Annotated in this window: 13 protein-coding genes; all 13 read left to right on the forward strand. The window is 25.7% G+C overall.

Features of this window, described 5'->3' with window-relative positions; all coding sequences use genetic code 11:
• The first annotated feature begins 2 nt into the window (after window positions 1-2).
• From D3Z07_RS12835 to D3Z07_RS12895, 13 genes are read left to right on the forward strand one after another with little or no spacing between them, the layout of a single operon-like run.
• On the forward strand, window positions 3-2,525 hold the full coding sequence (locus D3Z07_RS12835) for a flagellar hook-length control protein FliK (protein ID WP_122894086.1): 2,523 nt from the start codon (window positions 3-5) through the stop codon (window positions 2,523-2,525).
• Window positions 2,525-3,274: a flagellar biosynthetic protein FliR gene (locus tag D3Z07_RS12840; protein WP_076088094.1), complete on the forward strand. Its 750-nt coding sequence runs from the start codon at window positions 2,525-2,527 to the stop codon at window positions 3,272-3,274. The genes D3Z07_RS12835 and D3Z07_RS12840 overlap by 1 nt, the downstream gene beginning before the upstream one ends.
• 11 nt (window positions 3,275-3,285) lie before the next feature.
• Window positions 3,286-4,335 (forward strand): flagellar biosynthesis protein FlhB, encoded by a 1,050-nt coding sequence (gene flhB / locus D3Z07_RS12845; RefSeq protein ID WP_122894087.1) that lies wholly within the window; start codon window positions 3,286-3,288, stop codon window positions 4,333-4,335.
• Window positions 4,336-4,338: 3 nt separating this feature from the next.
• A complete protein-coding gene (locus D3Z07_RS12850) occupies window positions 4,339-6,333 on the forward strand; it encodes a tetratricopeptide repeat protein (protein ID WP_122894088.1) in 1,995 nt (664 codons plus the stop codon).
• Complete coding sequence (gene fliI, locus D3Z07_RS12855; protein ID WP_122894089.1) at window positions 6,333-7,637, forward strand: flagellar protein export ATPase FliI; 1,305 nt, start codon at window positions 6,333-6,335, stop codon at window positions 7,635-7,637. The genes D3Z07_RS12850 and fliI overlap by 1 nt, the downstream gene beginning before the upstream one ends.
• On the forward strand, window positions 7,634-8,770 hold the full coding sequence (locus tag D3Z07_RS12860) for a flagellin N-terminal helical domain-containing protein (RefSeq protein ID WP_122894090.1): 1,137 nt from the start codon (window positions 7,634-7,636) through the stop codon (window positions 8,768-8,770). The genes fliI and D3Z07_RS12860 overlap by 4 nt, the downstream gene beginning before the upstream one ends.
• 17 nt (window positions 8,771-8,787) lie before the next feature.
• Window positions 8,788-10,899 carry a flagellar biosynthesis protein FlhA gene (gene flhA / locus D3Z07_RS12865; protein ID WP_122894091.1) on the forward strand — a complete coding sequence of 704 codons (2,112 nt, stop codon included), beginning with the start codon at window positions 8,788-8,790 and terminating at the stop codon, window positions 10,897-10,899.
• A gap of 2 nt (window positions 10,900-10,901) precedes the next feature.
• A complete protein-coding gene (locus tag D3Z07_RS12870; RefSeq protein WP_122894092.1) occupies window positions 10,902-12,362 on the forward strand; it encodes a BatD family protein in 1,461 nt (486 codons plus the stop codon).
• Between the two features lie 11 nt (window positions 12,363-12,373).
• Window positions 12,374-13,081, forward strand: a complete 708-nt coding sequence (locus D3Z07_RS12875; RefSeq protein WP_122894093.1) for an efflux RND transporter periplasmic adaptor subunit — start codon at window positions 12,374-12,376, stop codon at window positions 13,079-13,081.
• Window positions 13,068-14,789: a molybdopterin-dependent oxidoreductase gene (locus D3Z07_RS12880; protein WP_122894094.1), complete on the forward strand. Its 1,722-nt coding sequence runs from the start codon at window positions 13,068-13,070 to the stop codon at window positions 14,787-14,789. The genes D3Z07_RS12875 and D3Z07_RS12880 overlap by 14 nt, the downstream gene beginning before the upstream one ends.
• On the forward strand, window positions 14,767-15,948 hold the full coding sequence (locus D3Z07_RS12885; RefSeq protein WP_076088077.1) for an MFS transporter: 1,182 nt from the start codon (window positions 14,767-14,769) through the stop codon (window positions 15,946-15,948). The genes D3Z07_RS12880 and D3Z07_RS12885 overlap by 23 nt, the downstream gene beginning before the upstream one ends.
• Window positions 15,939-16,163, forward strand: a complete 225-nt coding sequence (locus tag D3Z07_RS12890; protein ID WP_076088074.1) for a hypothetical protein — start codon at window positions 15,939-15,941, stop codon at window positions 16,161-16,163. Before D3Z07_RS12885 ends, D3Z07_RS12890 begins: the two co-directional genes overlap by 10 nt.
• A complete protein-coding gene (locus D3Z07_RS12895) occupies window positions 16,164-18,167 on the forward strand; it encodes a sensor histidine kinase (RefSeq protein WP_122894095.1) in 2,004 nt (667 codons plus the stop codon).
• Window positions 18,168-18,269 lie beyond the last annotated feature (102 nt).

Below are 18,269 nucleotides of genomic sequence, written 5' to 3' on the forward strand. Positions count from 1 at the left end.
TTATGACAAAGCAAGTAGATATATTATTAACTAATACAAATGATGCTAAAAATTTAAAAAGTACATCTGGTGGAAATAAAGAAGTAAAACAAGAAGCTTCTTTATTTGATAAATTATTAGCAAATAATCCAAAGCTTGATAATAAAAATATTGATTCAAATGAAAAACTTACTGAAAACAAAAAAACTTTTGCTGATGCTAAAAAATTAGATTCTAATTTAACATCTTCAAAAGAAGATGAAAAAAAGTCTGATAATCAACCTTTAGATAAAAATATTTCTAAAAGTAGTAATAGTTCATCTTTACTTGATAGATTAGTCTTAGAAGCAAAAAAGAACACACAAAATAATAGTGTAGAAAAAGAAATATCAGAAAATACTAAAACTACAGAAAAAGTAAAAACAAATGAAATAAGTGAAAAATCTGTAGAGAAAACTGTAGAAAAAGTAATTGATTTAGATACTAAGAATAAAGAAGTAAAAGACACTAAAACTGAAATAAAAATAGATAATAAAATTGAATCAAAAATAGATTCTAGCTTAAATAGTGATTTGCCTAAAAATAATAGTGTAGAAAAAGAAATATCAGAAAATGCAAAAACTACAGAAATAGTAAAAACAAATGAAATAAGTGAAAAATCTGTAGAGAAAACTGTAGAAAAAGAAATTGATTTAGATACTAAAAAATTAGATTCTAATTTAACATCTTCAAAAGAAGATGAAAAAAAGTCTGATAATCAACCTTTAGATAAAAATATTTCTAAAAGTAGTAATAGTTCATCTTTACTTGATAGATTAGTCTTAGAAACAAAAAAGAACACACAAAATAATAGTGTAGAAAAAGAAATATCAGAAAATGCTAAAACTACAGAAATAGTAAAAACAAATGAAATAAGTGAAAAGTCTGTAGAGAAAATTGTAGAAAAAGTAATTGATTTAGATAATAAGAATAAAGAAGTAAAAGAGACTAAAACTGAAACAAAAATAGATTCTAGCTTAAATAGTGATTTGCCTAAAAATAATAGTGTAGAAAAAGAAATATCAGAAAATGCTAAGACTACAGAAATAGTAAAAACAAATGATATAAGTGAAAAGTCTGTAGAGAAAACTGTAGAAAAAGTAATTGATTTAGATAATAAGAATAAAGAAGTAAAAGACACTAAAACTGAAACAAAAATAGATTCTAGTTTAAATAGTGATTTGCCTAAAAATAGTAGTATAGAAAAAGAAATATCAGAAAAAATTGAAACAACTCAAACAGTAAAAACTATTAATTTAATTGATGAAAATATTGACCAATCTGTACTTTTAAATAAAGACACAAACGCAGTAAAAAATGAAGTATCAGAAAAATTACAAGCTATTCAAAATAATACAGACAAAGAAATAAATAGAAGTAAGTTGTCTGAGAATGTTACAACTAGTAAAGATACTAATTCTATTAGTGAAGAGCAAGTAGAGAATAAAAACTCTAAATTAGCAAAAGATTTAAATGAATTAAGTAGTAATGCTCTTAAAAATGAGAAAATAAACATTACAAAAGATGAAATAGAATCACTACCTTTAAAACAGAAAAATGAACCAAAATCATTAATGGACAGTTTAATTGAAAAATCTAATAATATTAAGAATCAAACTACATTAGATGAAAATGAAACAACAATATTAAAAAATAATGATACTTCAAGCAAAGAATTTAACTCAAAAAGCGTAATAAGCAATATATATTTAAGCTCTCAACAAAATAGTATAAATAATAGTGCTTTATCAAATAAATCTCAAGCAATAAATGCAGTAAAAGATGCAACAACAATTGATGAAGTAGAAGTTAATGCCAATAAATTAGAATTAAATGTTAAAGATATCAAGGTAGAAACTAAAACAAATGAAATTAACAATAATAGTCTTAATTTATTAGATAGAAGAAATAGCTTAGATAAATTAGCATTAAATAATAATGCAAGACACAATGAAATGACTAATTTAGTAACAAGTTCAGTAGAAGCTAGTAAGGCTATTTTGAACAATGATACTCTAAATACTGATAATGAGGTTTCAGTAAATGTAAGTGCTACCTTAGCTCAAAATATTGAAACAAGAATTATTGCAGCAAGACAACAAATGTCAACAATGATGTCAGATATTGCAAGAAGAATGTATGAAAACTACAAGCCACCAGTTACTGCATTAAGAATAAATTTAAATCCAGCTGCACTTGGTAATATTGCAATTGTTATGAAAAGTGATAAAGATAATGGAATAAATATTAGTTTAAATATTTCAAACTCTGCAACTTTAGATGCTTTTGTTGATGGACAAAATAGTTTAAGAAGTGCTTTAAATAAAACATTTGATGAAAATACAGTATTTAATTTAGATTTTAATTCAAGCGAACAAGATAATAATAATTCAAATAATCAAGAAGATTCTAAAAATCAATTTACAAATGAATCTGATACACAAACTATTTTAGAATCAAGAGAGAAAAACTTAGAATCAGAAGATAGAAACTTAGACTATATGTAATGGAAGCATTTTTATCTTTATTAAATGAAGATATTGTATATCAATTTCTACTTTTATTAGCTCGTATTGTCTCTTTTGTGGCTTTTATGCCTGTATTTGGACACACAGCAGTTAGTACAAGAATTAGAATAGCTTTTGCTTTTTACATAACTATTTTTGTATTCCCTTTAGTTGAAATCACTACTCCTATTACAGAAGATACATTTATTCTTGGTTTGATTTCAGAAATTACTTTAGGTTTAGTTGCTTCAATGTTTGTAAATATTATATTTGCGTCTGTTAGGATTATTGGTGAGTTTGTTGGTTTTGCAACTGCTTTATCTATGGCTACAATGTTCGATCCAGCAACTGGTTCACAGGAAGGATTAGTCTCAAGACTACTTTATTGGATTGCTATAGTATTGTTCTTTCAAACAGGAATGTATGAAGTTACTTTAGTAATACTTATTAAAAGTTTTTCTATGGTTAATTTAGGAACCTTTGATATCTTTTCCTATGATGGAATTCAAATAGCAATTGATGAAATAAAAAGAATGTTTGCATTTGCCTTTGCATTTGCTTTACCATTATTTTTTATTGGTTTTATTATGGATGTCTATTATGGCTATGGAACAAAATCAATGCCTTCTTTTTCTCCATTTGTTATTACTTTTCAATTGAAGTTTGCATTGATTTTTGTTTTTCTAATTCTTGGTATGGAAGTTTTTACAGAAGCTTTTACAAATTACTTTATAACAAAATTTGAGTAGGGAGGTTTAATATGGCTGATGAAGATGAAAAAACCGAAGAACCCACCGACAAGAAAATTGAAGATGCAAAAAAAGAAGGTAACGTAAATAAATCTGCAGAAGTTACAGGTGCTGCAATTTTAACTTTAGGATCAATGTATTTATTGTTTTTCTCTTCTTATTCAATGAGTGAAATTAAAAAAATGATGATGTTCTCTTATAGCTTTATTGGTCAAGATATGGACGGTAGCGTATATTATGCAATTACATATACTACAGTAATGACTTTTTTATCAGCATTACTTCCCTTATTTGCTTTAATAATGGTATTAGTTTTTGCTACAAATTGGATGCAGTTTGGTTTTATTACTACTCCTTTAAAAATTGATTTGCAGAAATTAGATCCAATAAAAGGTTTTGGAAATATTTTTGGTTTGAAAAAAGGAATTGAGGCTTTAAAACTTACCGCAAAACTTACAATTATTGTTGTTGTAATGTTTATATTATTTATTTTAACACACAAAAAATTTCTTGCAATGATGGATCAAGAAACTTCAGCTTCAATAGCTTCTATGATTGAGTTAATATTTTTCTTTTTAGCAGCAATACTACTTATTATAATAATTTTTGCTATAATGGATTTTTATTTTACTAGACATTATTATATGAAATCTTTACGTATGAGTAAGCAAGATATTAAAGATGAATTTAAAAATATGGATGGAGATCCTCAAGTAAAAGGTCGTATTAGAAGAATACAAATGGAAATGTCACGAAAAAGAATGATGGCAGATGTTCCTGATGCTGATGTTGTAATAACTAACCCAACACATTATGCAATTGCTTTAAAATATGATAACGAAGTTGATTCTGCACCTAAAATGATTGCAAAAGGTATTGATTTTATTGCTGTAAAAATAAAAGATATTGCAAAAGAAAACAATATACCAATTATAGAAAACCCAGCACTTGCACGTGCATTACATGAACAAATAGAATTAGAACAAGAAATACCAAGTGGATTTTATAAGGCCTTAGCTGAAATATTTTCTTATGTGTATGAATTAAAAAAGAAGAGGTAAAGTTTGAGAATTTTTATACTTTTATTTATATTACTAAATACTCTTTATGCAAAAAAAGATTTCTATTATAGTTTTATAAATTCTTCAGGTGCTCAAATTTCTGAAAAAAGAAAACAAACAATTAGTGATGGCTTTGATATAATAGAAAATGCTAAGCTACTTGCTCGTGATGGTAAAATTGATGAAGCTTATTCACTCATAAAAGATTATAAAGAAAAAAATAAAATCAATGTTTTAAATTCTGATTTAATAATTCTTTACTCTGAATTGTCATTAAAAAAAGAATCAAAAAGATTTTCACTTGAAGCGTCAAAACTACTTGAAAATGCAATAAATACTTCTTCTTTAAATCAATTTGATTTAGCAAAAGCATATATGCTTTTAGTTGAATTAAAATTAAAGATTAATAAAACTAAAGATGCCAAATATTTTGCTCAAATAATTATAAATAACTTCGAAGATGAAATTACAAAGACTTATGGAAAAATTCAATTAGCAAAAGTATATAAATATCAAAGAGCTTATGATAGGTCAATAAAAATATTATATTCTATTTTAGCAAAAACTAATGATAAATTAATTGCTACAATTGTTGCGGATGAGCTTTTTGACGTATATATTGATAATAAAGATTTTGAGAAAGCAAATGACTTAATTTCAAATGTTTTAAAAAGTAATATTGAATACTATGCTAACGATTCATATTTAGCAAACCAAAAAATCACTAAATTAATAAAATCAGATATGCCAGAACATGCAGTTGAAATTTTGAAAGAGTTATTAAATAAAACTTCTAAAGAAGAATCTATTGAAGATTTCAAATATAAATTAGCAAATACTTATATGCTTATGTATGATAGAACAAATTTTTATTTAGAAAAAGCAAAAGAATTATATAAAGATATTATAAATGATTATGCTCAGGGTGCTTATGCTAAAAAATCTAAAATGTTTATTGATGAAATTCTTATGAGACAAGGAAGAGTTAAACCTTCTGTAATTGCAGCTAAATATAAATCATCTGAGGCGATGCAACAAAAGGCACTACTTCAAGAGCTTATAAATGATAAAGAAGACAAAAAATATAAACTTATATTACGTTCAAAAAAAGTTTATAATAAAATTTCAAATACAATAGCAAAAAGATTTGGGTATAAATCAATTGAATCAATATTTGATGAAGTAAATATTGAAATGATTAAAAACTTTTTAAATACTGGAAAATGTTTTGAATTAAACAAAGCATTAAAAACTTCAAGAAATGAAACTTTAGAAAAGTTAATTGAAGATGAAACTATAAAATATAAATTTTTCGAATGTCTTATAGAAGTACCTTATGAAAGAGGATATTTACAAGTAAAAGATACTTTTAACACAAGTAGAGATCCAAATATATACTTATATTTAGAAAGAATGGCTTATTCTTTAGGCTTAAATGATGAAGCACTTGATTATTCTGCAAAAGTTGAAATGGTTGATAATCAAGATGTTTTAGCAAAAGAATTTTTATACAGATATCAAATACTTAAATCAAAAGGTGATGGCTTATCTTTAGATAAGTTCTTTTCTTATGCAAATAGAAACATTAATTTTATTGAATTAAATAAAGATAATCCAATAATTGTAGATTTTTATTATGATTATTATTTATATTTACTAAAAAAAGATAATAAAAACAAGGCAAACGAAGTTTTAAATAAATTATATTTAAAACAAAAAGAACTAAAAGCAAATATTTATTCTCCTTTTGTTGAAATGGAGTTATCAAAAATTTCCAAAGATACTAATGAGTTACAAAAATCGATTAATTATTTATTAGAAGGTAAAGATAATACAAGAAGATTAAAGCCAAATGATGAAGTCAAAATTTATTATGATATTTTAAAATTATACGAGGCCTTAGGAAATAAAATAAAACAAGATGAATATATTATCAAGTGTAAAGAAGTAAAAGATACAAATGAAAGTCTTTATAAAAAAATGTGTGATGAGATGTAATGGATATTGAAAACTTAATTAATAATATTGATTCAACAAATCTTTCAATTGCATTTGGAAGAATAAAAAATATTTCAACTACAACAATTACAGCAACAGGATTAGAAGTAGCTGTTGGTGATATTGTAAAGATTGAGTCTGTTCAGCATCTTTATACAGTTTTAGGAATGGTAGCATCAATTTCTAATGATAATTTTACTATTGTTCCTTTTTCATTTATTGAAGGGTTTAGAATATATGACAAAGTCTATTTACAAAAAGAAGGGCTATCTATTAAGTGTGGTTATGGACTTCTAGGTAGAGTTGTAAATGCCTTGGGTGAACCTATTGATAATGGTGGAAAAATTAAAGATTTAGAAGAAACTTCTGCAATTAATAAACTATCAATGCCTCCACTTGAACGTGGAATTATTGGAGATAGGTTTTCAACAGGAGTTAAATCAATTGATTCAATGCTAACTTCTGGAAAAGGTCAAAAAGTTGGTATTTTTGCAGGTTCTGGTGTTGGTAAGTCTACATTAATGGGAATGATTGTAAAAGGTTGTGAGGCACAAATAAAAGTAGTTGCACTAATTGGGGAAAGAGGAAGAGAGATTCCTGAGTTTATTCATTATAACTTGGACAATAAACTAGAAAACACTGTAATAATTGCAGCAACTTCTGATGAATCAGCATTAATGAGAAAATATGGAGCTTTTACAGCTATGGCAGTTGCTGAGTTTTTTAGAGATAAAGGTCATGATGTATTACTTATGATGGATTCAGTTACAAGATTTGCAATGGCTCAAAGAGAAATAGGACTAAGTACAGGTGAACCTCCTGTAAGTCGTGGTTATCCACCTTCTGTTTTTTCTTTATTACCTCAATTAATGGAAAGAGCAGGGAATAATCAAAAAGGGTCAATTACAGCATTTTTTACTGTTTTAGTTGATGGTGATGATATGAATGATCCAATTGCAGATCAAAGTAGATCAATTCTAGATGGGCATATTGTATTAACTAGAGAATTAACAGAACAAGGTTTTTACCCTCCTATTAATTTACTTAAATCTGCATCAAGAGTAATGGACAAAGTAGTTGATAAAGAGCATTATAATGACTTTTTAAAGTTAAAAAGAGTATTATCGTTAATAAAAGAAAACGAAGTTTTAGTTCGTGTTGGAGCATACAAAGCAGGAATGGATCCTGAACTTGATAATGCAATGGCTAAAAAAGAACAAATACGAGAATTTTTGATTCAGGGAACTGATGAAAAATATGATTTTAATGAAATCGTATCAATGTTTAGAAAGGTTTTACAATGATTAATCAAACAGAACAAACACTATACAGATTATCTAATTTAAACGCAGAACAAACTAGAATATCATATCAAATGTCTACGGGAAAAGTAATAGACAAAGGTAGTGAAGATTCAACTTTATATTCTAGAGAAATATATATAGATGATAGACTTAGAACGTACGAAGGTATTCAAACTCAAATAGAAAGAACTACAGTACAAAATAATATTTCAGATTCAACTATAGGTGAAATGAAAGCACTTTTTGAATTAGCTAAAACAGAATTAATAAAAGCTAATACTGATACTACTGATGATGAAGGTAAAAAAGCAATTGCTTCAAATTTAGCAGGAATAAAAGAAAATCTATTTGATTTAGCTAATACTCAAATTGAAGGTGAATATTTATTTGCAGGTTCAGATTCATCTGTAATACCTTTTTCAAAAGATTCTGATGGAAATGTTACTTACAATGGTAATAATATAGCAAGAAAGATTTCAGTAGATGATGGTTCATATAGAGAACGTGGTGTGAATGGATATGATATTATGACTTATCCTTCTAGTACTGCACGATCTGGTGAGACATTAAGTTTTAAAGCTGAAGATACAATTATTGATGAAAATGGTGATATTTGGAAATTTAATTCTACATCTGAAACAATTGAAAAATATGATGATGAAGACAATTTAGTTAGTCCTCCTGAGTCAAAATTAGTTGACGTAACAAATGCACCACTTTACGCAGTGAATGTGGGGACTGCTGATGGAACAAAATTTGAAGCACGTTCAAATATCTTTGATTTAATAGATGATTTAGTAAATACATTAAACAAAGTAGATTCAAATGGGATTGGAATTGATGATGCAACAAGAGACCAATTATTAGGTGAAGGTCAAACTGCATTTTCTGAATCTTATGATGCTTTAAACCTTGCTCACTCACAGCTTGGTTCAAAAAATCAAATGTTTGAAATATCTCTTGAAAGAGTAACATCTAAAATAACACAATATACAATATTATCTCAAGAAGTTGGAGCTGCAGATTTAACAAAATTAGCAATTGAATCAAAATCTTTAGAGTTAACGTACACATCTTTATACTCTACAATACAAAGAACAAATGAATTATCTTTGACAAACTTTCTTAACTAATTAGACAAAAATAGTATATGAATTTAAGAAAGTTTTTAAGTAAAGATTTATTTATTGTTGCATTATTTGTATCAATATTAACAATTATTATTGTTCCTTTATCAAAGGGAATATTAGATTTCTTTCTAATAATCTCTTTGTCTTTATCTTTACTTATTTTACTAATTTCTTTATATATACAAAAACCAGCAGACTTAACTACTTTTCCTACCATTATTTTAATATTAGCGCTATTTAGGCTTTCTTTAAATATTGCAACGACAAGGTCCATTCTAAGTGAAGGACATAATGGTCCTGATGCAGTTAGCTCCATTATTTCGGCCTTTGGGGATTTTGTTGTTGGTGGAAATATGGTTATTGGTGTTATTATTTTCATCATTCTTGTACTTATTAACTTTATGGTTGTTACAAAAGGTGCTACAAGGGTTGCTGAGGTAACTGCTAGATTTACACTTGATTCTATGCCTGGTAAGCAAATGGCTATTGATGCTGATTTAAATGCAGGATTTATAGATGATAAACAAGCACAGCAAAGAAGAAAAGAGCTAATTTCTGAAGCTAACTTTTATGGAGCTATGGATGGGTCTTCTAAGTTCGTAAAAGGTGATGCTGTTGCTGGTATTATAATTACTTTAGTAAACCTTGTTGGTGGTTTACTAATTGGATTATTTCAACATGATATGACAGCTGCACAAAGTGGTGAAATTTATACAATTTTAACAATTGGTGATGGATTAGTTGCTCAAATTCCTGCACTTATTCTTTCAACTGCAACAGCTATTATTATTACTCGTTCAAATATGGATGAAGATAAGTTTGCAAATCAATCAATTAATCAATTAATCAAAGATAGTAAGTCTTTAATTTTAGTTGGTATTGGAATGGTTTTATTCTCATTAATACCTGGTTTTCCTTCTGGGATTTTGATTGTTATGGGATTATTATTAGTATTTATTGGGTACACAATTGATATGATAAATAATGAAAAAGATAATGCTGTAACTAGATTTTTCAAACCTGAAAATGCAAAAGCAAAAGTTGATGATAATATTGATGTACTGAAAGATAGAAAGAAAAAAGCTGCTGTTCCTAATGAAGAGCAAACTATTGAAACAATAATGAAACTTGAAGTTTTAGAATTAAAACTTGGAATTAGGCTTTTACAATTAGTCCAAGGTAACTCAGAACTATTAGATAAAATTAAAGCAATTAGAAAAACAATTGCTACTGAGTTAGGTTTTGTAATTCCACAAATTAGAATTTCAGATGATGCAACACTAGCACCAAATGAATATAGATTATTCTTAAAAAGAATACCACTTGTAAGTGGAAAAGTTGAAATAGAAAAGCTTCTTGCAATGGGTGGTTTAGGAAATGAAAAATTACAAGGTTTAAAGGTAAAAGAACCTGTATTTAATTTAGAAGCCACATGGATTAGTCCTAGTTTAAAAGAAGAAGCTTTAATGAAAGGTTTCACAGTTGTTGATGCACCTACAATTATTTCAACGCATATTTCTGAAATAATTAAAAAACATGCTGAAGATATTATTACAAGACAAGATATTGTTAATATTATAGATGGACTTAAAAAAGACTTCCCTATAGTAATAGAAGAAGCTATGAAAGTTACTTCTTATGGTGCTTTATTAAAAGTTTGTAAAGACTTATTACATGAGAAAATTCCAATTGTTGATATGCTTACAATTGTTGAAGCAATTGCTGATATCGCAGAATTTACAAAAGCACCAGATGTATTACTAGAACATGTAAGATCAAAACTGTTTAGATTAATTACAGATAAGTTTAAAGATGCTGATGGAGTTTTACATATTATTACTATAAAACCAGAACTTGAACAGCAATTTATTGGTAAATTACAAGAACAACATGGAGTTTCACAACTTTTACTTTCAATTGCTGAAATTAATAATCTTGTTACTAAAACAAAAGAACTAGTAGACCAAATTGAAGTAAAAGGTTTCTCAAAAGTTACTATGGTTGTAGATCCAGTATTAAGAAAAAGAATTTCCGAAATATATGAAAAATTTGGCTTACAAATTACAGTATTATCTCATGCTGAACTTGATTCAAAAGCTAACTTTGCAATTGAAGGAACACTAGACTTTTAGCCATGTTAATAATTAGATTTTTATTTTTATCATCAATATTTATCATTTCACTGTTTTCTAATGTTGAGTTAAATTTGCCAAAAGAAGTAATAAAAGGTGAGCCTTTAGTCTTTTCATTAACAATAAGTGCAAATGATATAAAAATGCCAAAACTAGATACTATTAATTCATATAGTGTTCAAGAAATATCTTCATCTACTTCTACGAATATAATTAACAATAAAATTACAAGAAGTATTAGAAAAATATATTCATTATATCCTTCAAAAGATTTTGAATTTCCAAGTTTAAAGTTTATTATTGATGGAAAAGAGTTTTTTACTAAAAGCCAAAAAATCACTTTAAAAAATTCACAAAAAACTGTTTCTCCAATATTTGACTTAAGCCTAAAAGCAAATAATAAAGATTTATATGTAAGTGAAAACTTTGTTTTAACTGTTGTTTTTAAATATAAAAAGAATTCAAATATTGTTGATTTATCTTTTGAAAAGCCAAACTTTGATAATTTTTGGTATAAACAATTACCAAACACAAAACAATATGAAGAGAATGGATTTATTGTTCAAGAATTAAACTTCTTATTATTTCCTTTAAAAGAAGGAATCTTAAAAGTAAATCCTTTAAAAATTAATGCACAAATAATTGATGCAAGTAATTCTTATTCATTATTTTCAAATACTAGCTCAAATATAAAAATATATTCTAATGAATTAGAGTTTAATGTAAAGAAATTACCATCAAATACAAATTTAATTGGTAAGTTTGATATAAAAGCTAGTGTTGATAAAAGTAAAGTAAAACAAGGTGAAGCTATATCATATAAGTTAGTAATTACTGGAAATGGTAATATTGAAGATATTAAAGATATAAAGCTAAATATCAAAAATATTACAATTTATGATAATAAACCCAAAATCAAAGCTAAATATGAAGATGGTAAATACAAAGGCACTTATACAAAAGTTTTTTCAATTATTCCAAATGATTCTATAACAATTCCTAAAATTAAAATAGAATACTTTGATAAAGATTTAGAGCAAGTTATTTCAAAATATAGTGATGAAATAAATATTGTAGTAGAAAAAAATAATGAAATTAAAAAAGTAGAACTATTACAAAAAGCTAAAAAAGAAGTAAAAGAAAAACAAGTAATAAAAATAGTAGAAAAAACTTCACAAAAAGATAGAATAATTTTCTTCACTTTGGGTATTATTGTAGGAATGTTAATACTAGGTTTATATTTCTATGTTATAAATTATAAACGAATAAATAAATCTAATGAAACATCTTTAATAAAAAAAGTAAAAAGTTCAAATACCAAAGATGAATTATTAAAAATATTAGCAGTTTATATAAAGATAAATTCTTCTTTAGATGAGTTAATCTTTAAATTAGAAGAACAAAAAGATATTAAGATAATTAAAAAAGAGATTATCAAAAAATTAAAAGAATTGAAATTATAAGGAAAAAGTACATGAAAATATTTATATTTTGTTTTATATTAGTTAATAGTTTAATTGCAGGTGAATATTATGCAAAATTAGAGCCAATTGAAAGTTACACAGTTAAATCTGCAGTTTCAGGAAAAGTTGTTTTTTCAAATACAAAAATTGAAGGTTCAAAAGCAAATAATTCTGTAATTATAGAAATTGATTCAAAAGTTAATAAGATGGATTTATCTCAATCTAGAAATAAATTAAAATACATAAATGATATGATTGCAATTGAAAATAATAATTATAAAAGATTAAATAAAGTTTCTTCAAAGTCTGCTTTTGAAAAAGATACTCAAAAATTAAAAGTTATAAACTTGAAATCTTCAAAAGCTGATATGACTATACAAATAGAGAATTTAAAAGATACAATTAAAAATAAAAAATTAATTGAAAAGTCAAATTATATTTCAAATATAGCAGTAAAACAAGGTGATTATGTAACTCCTGGAACTTTATTATATGAATCAAAAGATTTATCAAAAGCAAAATTAGAATTTTATGTTCCAATAAATGAAGTTGAAAACTTAAAAGAAAAAGCTATTTATCTTGATGGAAAAAAATCAGATGTAAAAATAAATAAGATTTATACTATTGCAGATTCACAACATATCTCTTCATATAAAATACAATTACTAGTATCTAATGTTGATACTTTTTCAAGGTTAGTAAAAATTGAATTCAAATAAAAAAGTAGCATGTCCCTTAGATTGTTATGATGCCTGTCAAGCTGAAATTATTGATGAGAATATCAAAGGTTCAAAAGAACACTTTACCACTAATTCAAAGTTATGTGTTAACTTCGCACAACTATTAAAAGAAGATTATCATCAAAGTCCTAAGTTTAATAATGAAGATATTTCATTAGAAGAATCTCTTGAAGTTTTAAGTGCAAAATTAAAAGATAATGATGCATCTAAAACACTTTTTTATGAAGGAAGTGGTAACTTAGGAAAAATGCAAGCTGCTGTTAAAAACTTTTTCACACAATATGGTTCAACTTTAACAAAAGGAAGTTTGTGTGATGGAGGAGGTGGCTTAGGAATTGAACAAGGAAGAGGAAGTATAGTAAACCCTCCAATTCAAAAGCTTATTGACTCTGATGTGATTGTTGTTTGGGGAAGAAACTTTTCTGTTACTTCATCTCATATGTATAATCTTGTAAAAGATAAAACATTTATAACAATTGATCCAATTAAAACTGATATTGCAAAGAAATCTGATATACATATGCAGATTAATCCAAAAACTGATTACGAGTTAGCACTTTTATTAACTCGTTTTGCAAATATGCAAGATATTGAAGATGAAGAATTCTTAGAAGAACACAGCGAAGGCGCAGAGTGGTTTTTTGATATTACTAGAAATAGACCTGTAGTTTCTTATGAAGCAACAACAGGAGTATCTTTAGCTTTAGTAAACCAGTTTTTTGAATTGATTGAAAACAAAAAAGTATCATTTGTTGTAGGACTTGGAGTTCAAAAGTACTTTGAAGGTGCTCAGATTATGAGATGTATTGACTCACTAGCTGCATACTTAGGTGTTCATAAAAAGCAAGCAGGTGGTGTTTGGTATTTAAGTAACTCTTCACATGGATATGAAAATCAATTTAAAGTTAAAAGCGCTACAAAAAATAAAAAAGTATCAGTTGCACAAGTTGACTTTTCTTCTTATGATTTAGTTTTCATTCAAGGAGCTAATCCTGTTGTTTCTGCACCAAATACTAAAGCTGTAATCGAAGGTTTAAAAAATAGCTTTGTAGTTTGTTTTACAACAACATACAACGATACTTGTGAGTATGCAGATTTAATAATTCCTGCTTCTTCTTTTTTATCAAAAGCTGATGTAAGATTGTCTTATGGACATGAATATAAAGCTATTTCAAATGCTATTGAAAACCCAAAAGAAAACACAATAAGTGAATATAAATTAGCAAGTGTTTTAATTGAAAAATTTGGATTCGAAGCTTTAAAAAGTGAAGAAGAAATCTTAGATTATTATACAAATAAAACTGTTGAATATGAAGAGTTTGAGACTTTTGAATTTATTGAAGAAGTAGATGTTGAGCCTTTATATAAGCATAAGAATTCAACAAATTTCTATTTAATAACTGCAAAGAGTAAAAACTCATTGAATTCTCAATTTACAATTGATAATCATGTTTACTTAAATGAATCAAGTGGTTTTAAAAATAATGATGCAGTTAAAATTTCTTCATCTTTTGGAGAAGCTAATTTTACAGTTAAATTAAGTGAAGACATAAAAAGTGAATGTGCATTTTTTTATGCAGGAAATAAAAAAGTAAACTATTTAACACCTAACAAAGAAGATGAAGAATCTTTTTCTGCTATGTTTCAAGAAGTATTAATAGAAATTGAATTATCTAGCACTCTTTAGGGAACATAAAATAATAAGAGATTTATCTCTTGTTCAATTTATAGCATATTTTGGAGCATGGTTTTCAAATGTTGCTATTTATACAATGCTTGTTAACTTTGGTTCATCTGAATTAGCAATTGCAACAGTTACAGCTATGCACTTTTTACCTGCTGTTTTAATCGCACCTTTTTCAGGTGCAATTATAGATAGATTTAAAATAAAACCTTTAATGCTTTCTTTACTTGCAATAGAGTTTATTATGACATTGCTATTTTTAACAATAGAAAATCAAAGTCAAATATGGCTTTTAATGATTTTTATATTTATTAGAATGTCTGCTGCTTCAATTTTTTTCTCAACTGAAATGTCCCTGCTCGCAAAACTTTTAAAAGGTGAAGCCTTACAAAAAGCAAATGAAATACACTCAATTATTTGGTCTTTTTGTTATGCAGCTGGAATGGCAGTTTCTGCTTTAATTGTAAATTATATTGGAATTAAAGCTGCTTTTATTGTTGACTCACTATTTTTTGTAGCTGCTTTTTTTGTTTTTGTAAGAATTGATTTTGTTGTAAAGGCAAGTGTTGTACAAGATAAAATATTTACATTAATAAAAGATGGATTTATTTATATAAAAGAAAATAAAATCATAATGCACTTAATCCTTTTACATGCTAGTGTAGGTTTAACATCTTTTGATACCTTGATTACTTTACTTGCAAAAAGCGAGTATAAATATGTTATTTCAGTTCCTCTTGCAATTGGTATATCAAATGCAACTAGAGCTGTTGCTTTGATGATTGGACCTATATTTATTTCAAAATATGTTAATAAAGATAATTTACATTATTTATTAATTTTTCAAGGAATTACAATAATTATCTGGGGATTAACACAGTTTAATTTTTATATCTCACTTATTTCAATGTTTTTCGTAGGATTATTTACAACTGTTCTTTGGTCACTAACTTATGCATTACTACAAGACAAATGTGAGGAAAAATATTTAGGTAGAGTAATATCATATAATGACATGTTTTTCATGATTTCATGCATTATAACTACACTATTTATTGGATTAATGGCAAGTTTAACTTCGCTTGCTATAATTACTGTCTTATTAGGCTTTGCATTTATTATATTTGCCTATTACTATACTAGGATTTTAAAATGGATATAAACGAAAAAATATTATTGTTAGCAATATTAAAGAAAAAAGATGATGAAACACTTATGGATATTGTAGTAACTCTAGAAAATACGCAACTATTTTCACTTAAAGAAGGAAAAAAACTTTTAAAAAAGTTAAAGACTGAAGAATATATCACAGACGGTCTACTCACATTAAAAGGCAATCTTATTGCTAAAGAAGTTGAAGCTGAATTTAAAATATAAATGTTTAAAGAAGAAAACTTATCAAAAACAATAATTGTTGTTCCGATATTATTTATAATACTAACAGCATCAATTATTACATTTATACATATAAAACAAGCAGATAGCAAATTTAAAAATGACTCAAAAAAATTAGAAAAAACTTTTTTAAACGAAGAAAAAGAACGTTTAGTAACTATTCTAGATTCAATAAATTCATATGTTAAATATAAAAAATTAACTTCATTAAATATATTAAAAGATAAAGTAAAAGATAAAATAGATTTTGCAAATACAATACTTACTGAATCATATAATAACTCAATAGGAATTGAATCCTCAGAAGCAATTCAAATAAATATATTATCATCTCTTAGTCAATTAAATTCCAAAGATAAGGGAAAGTATTTTTTATATGGATATTCAAAAAATCGTAATTCTTTTAATTCAAAAAATATATCTTTAAAAGATAATATAAATAAAGATTTTCATGTTCAAATAGATGAAGTATTACATAAGAAGAATACAAGTTTTATTTTTAATAAAGAGACTGTATTAAGAGATAAAAAGCTTGTAGAATTAAATAAAATTTCATATTTAAAGAAGTTTGAATCTTTAAATTTAGTATTAGGATATTCTGAGTATTTAGAAGATTTTGAAGTTGATACTAAAAAAGAAATTTTGAAGAGATTAAACTTGATGAAACTACAAAAAAATAGTTTTATTTTTACACTTGATGATAAACTAAATGTGATACAAGACACTTCAAATAATTTTAAAAATATTTCTTATGAAACTATTCAAACAAATAAAAATATGATTTCATCATTATTTGATTATGCAAAATTATCTAAAATTGATTTAATAGAAGATGAGTATAAATATTTCTGGAATAAAATTGATAAGAATAATTACACTCTTGATGTCTTTAGTTATATAGATACTTGGGATTGGTTAATTGGTATTAATATTAATATTAAAAATATCGATAAAAGTATAGAAGGGATTATTGGAATAAATGAATCAAAAAGAAATGAAATTATTGAATATTCAATAAAAACTGCATTAATTTTTATTTTTATTTCAAGTTTTCTATCATATTTTATTTCTATTAAAATTACTAATATGTTAAATCAATACAAAGAAAGTATTGAAAACCAAAAAAGTGCACTTAGAAATATCAATGCAACCCTTGAAGTAAAAGTAGAGGAAAAAACAAAAGAATTAGAAGTATTAAATAATAAATTAAAACAAAAATTTGACTCAGAAGTTCAAAAAAACAGACATAAAGATGAATTATTACAAGTACAATCTAAGATGGCTTCAATGGGAGAAATGATAGGTAATATTGCACATCAATGGAGACAACCTTTAAGTACAATTTCTACAATAGCTAGTGGTAACTGTGTTAAGATTGATTTTGACTTTATAAATAACAATGATATGAAAAATGATTTTACTAAAATTGTAGAATGCACAAAACACTTATCAGATACAATTGAAGATTTTAGAAACTTTTTTATGGAAAATAAAAAGATAGAAGAGTTTGATTTACGAGAACTAATTGACAAAAATTTAATCTTAGTTGGTTCTACTTTACAAAATAACTATATAAAAGTTATACAGAATTTTTCTTCTGTTAAAATTTATGGTGTTAAAAATGAACTTTTACAAGCTACAATAAATATAATAAATAATGCAAAAGATATTTTATTATTAAAAGATGAAAAACAAAGATACATTATTATAGATATTTTCCAAGATGAAAAGAATGCTTATTTAATTATAAAAGATAGTGGTGGAGGGATTCCTAAATCTATTGAAAATAAAATTTTTGAACCATACTTTTCAACAAAGGATCAAAGTATTGGTACTGGAATTGGTCTTCATATGACAAAAGAAATTATTAATAATAGTATGAAGGGCGAGATTTTTGTATCAAATGAGAAATTTTACATTGAAAACAAAACTCATTTTGGTGCATGTTTCAAGTTAGTTTTTCCTCTGGTTTTTCCCTCAAACTAACTTTTAGAAACATAAATTAAATTTATATAATAAATGATTTTTTATTCTTTTATAAGTGTATAAATTTTGCTATAATTTTGATATATTTTAAAGATAAAGTAA

This window comes from Arcobacter peruensis, assembly GCF_003711085.1.
GTDB classification, from domain to species: domain Bacteria; phylum Campylobacterota; class Campylobacteria; order Campylobacterales; family Arcobacteraceae; genus Poseidonibacter; species Poseidonibacter parvus.

Coding starts and splice junctions, on each gene's coding strand:
- D3Z07_RS12835 (WP_122894086.1), top strand. CDS start 3: ATGACAAAGCAAGTAGATATATTATTAACTAATACAAATGATGCTAAA.
- D3Z07_RS12840 (WP_076088094.1), top strand. CDS start 2,525: ATGGAAGCATTTTTATCTTTATTAAATGAAGATATTGTATATCAATTT.
- flhB (WP_122894087.1), top strand. CDS start 3,286: ATGGCTGATGAAGATGAAAAAACCGAAGAACCCACCGACAAGAAAATT.
- fliI (WP_122894089.1), top strand. CDS start 6,333: ATGGATATTGAAAACTTAATTAATAATATTGATTCAACAAATCTTTCA.
- D3Z07_RS12860 (WP_122894090.1), top strand. CDS start 7,634: ATGATTAATCAAACAGAACAAACACTATACAGATTATCTAATTTAAAC.
- flhA (WP_122894091.1), top strand. CDS start 8,788: ATGAATTTAAGAAAGTTTTTAAGTAAAGATTTATTTATTGTTGCATTA.
- D3Z07_RS12870 (WP_122894092.1), top strand. CDS start 10,902: ATGTTAATAATTAGATTTTTATTTTTATCATCAATATTTATCATTTCA.
- D3Z07_RS12875 (WP_122894093.1), top strand. CDS start 12,374: ATGAAAATATTTATATTTTGTTTTATATTAGTTAATAGTTTAATTGCA.
- D3Z07_RS12890 (WP_076088074.1), top strand. CDS start 15,939: ATGGATATAAACGAAAAAATATTATTGTTAGCAATATTAAAGAAAAAA.
- D3Z07_RS12895 (WP_122894095.1), top strand. CDS start 16,164: ATGTTTAAAGAAGAAAACTTATCAAAAACAATAATTGTTGTTCCGATA.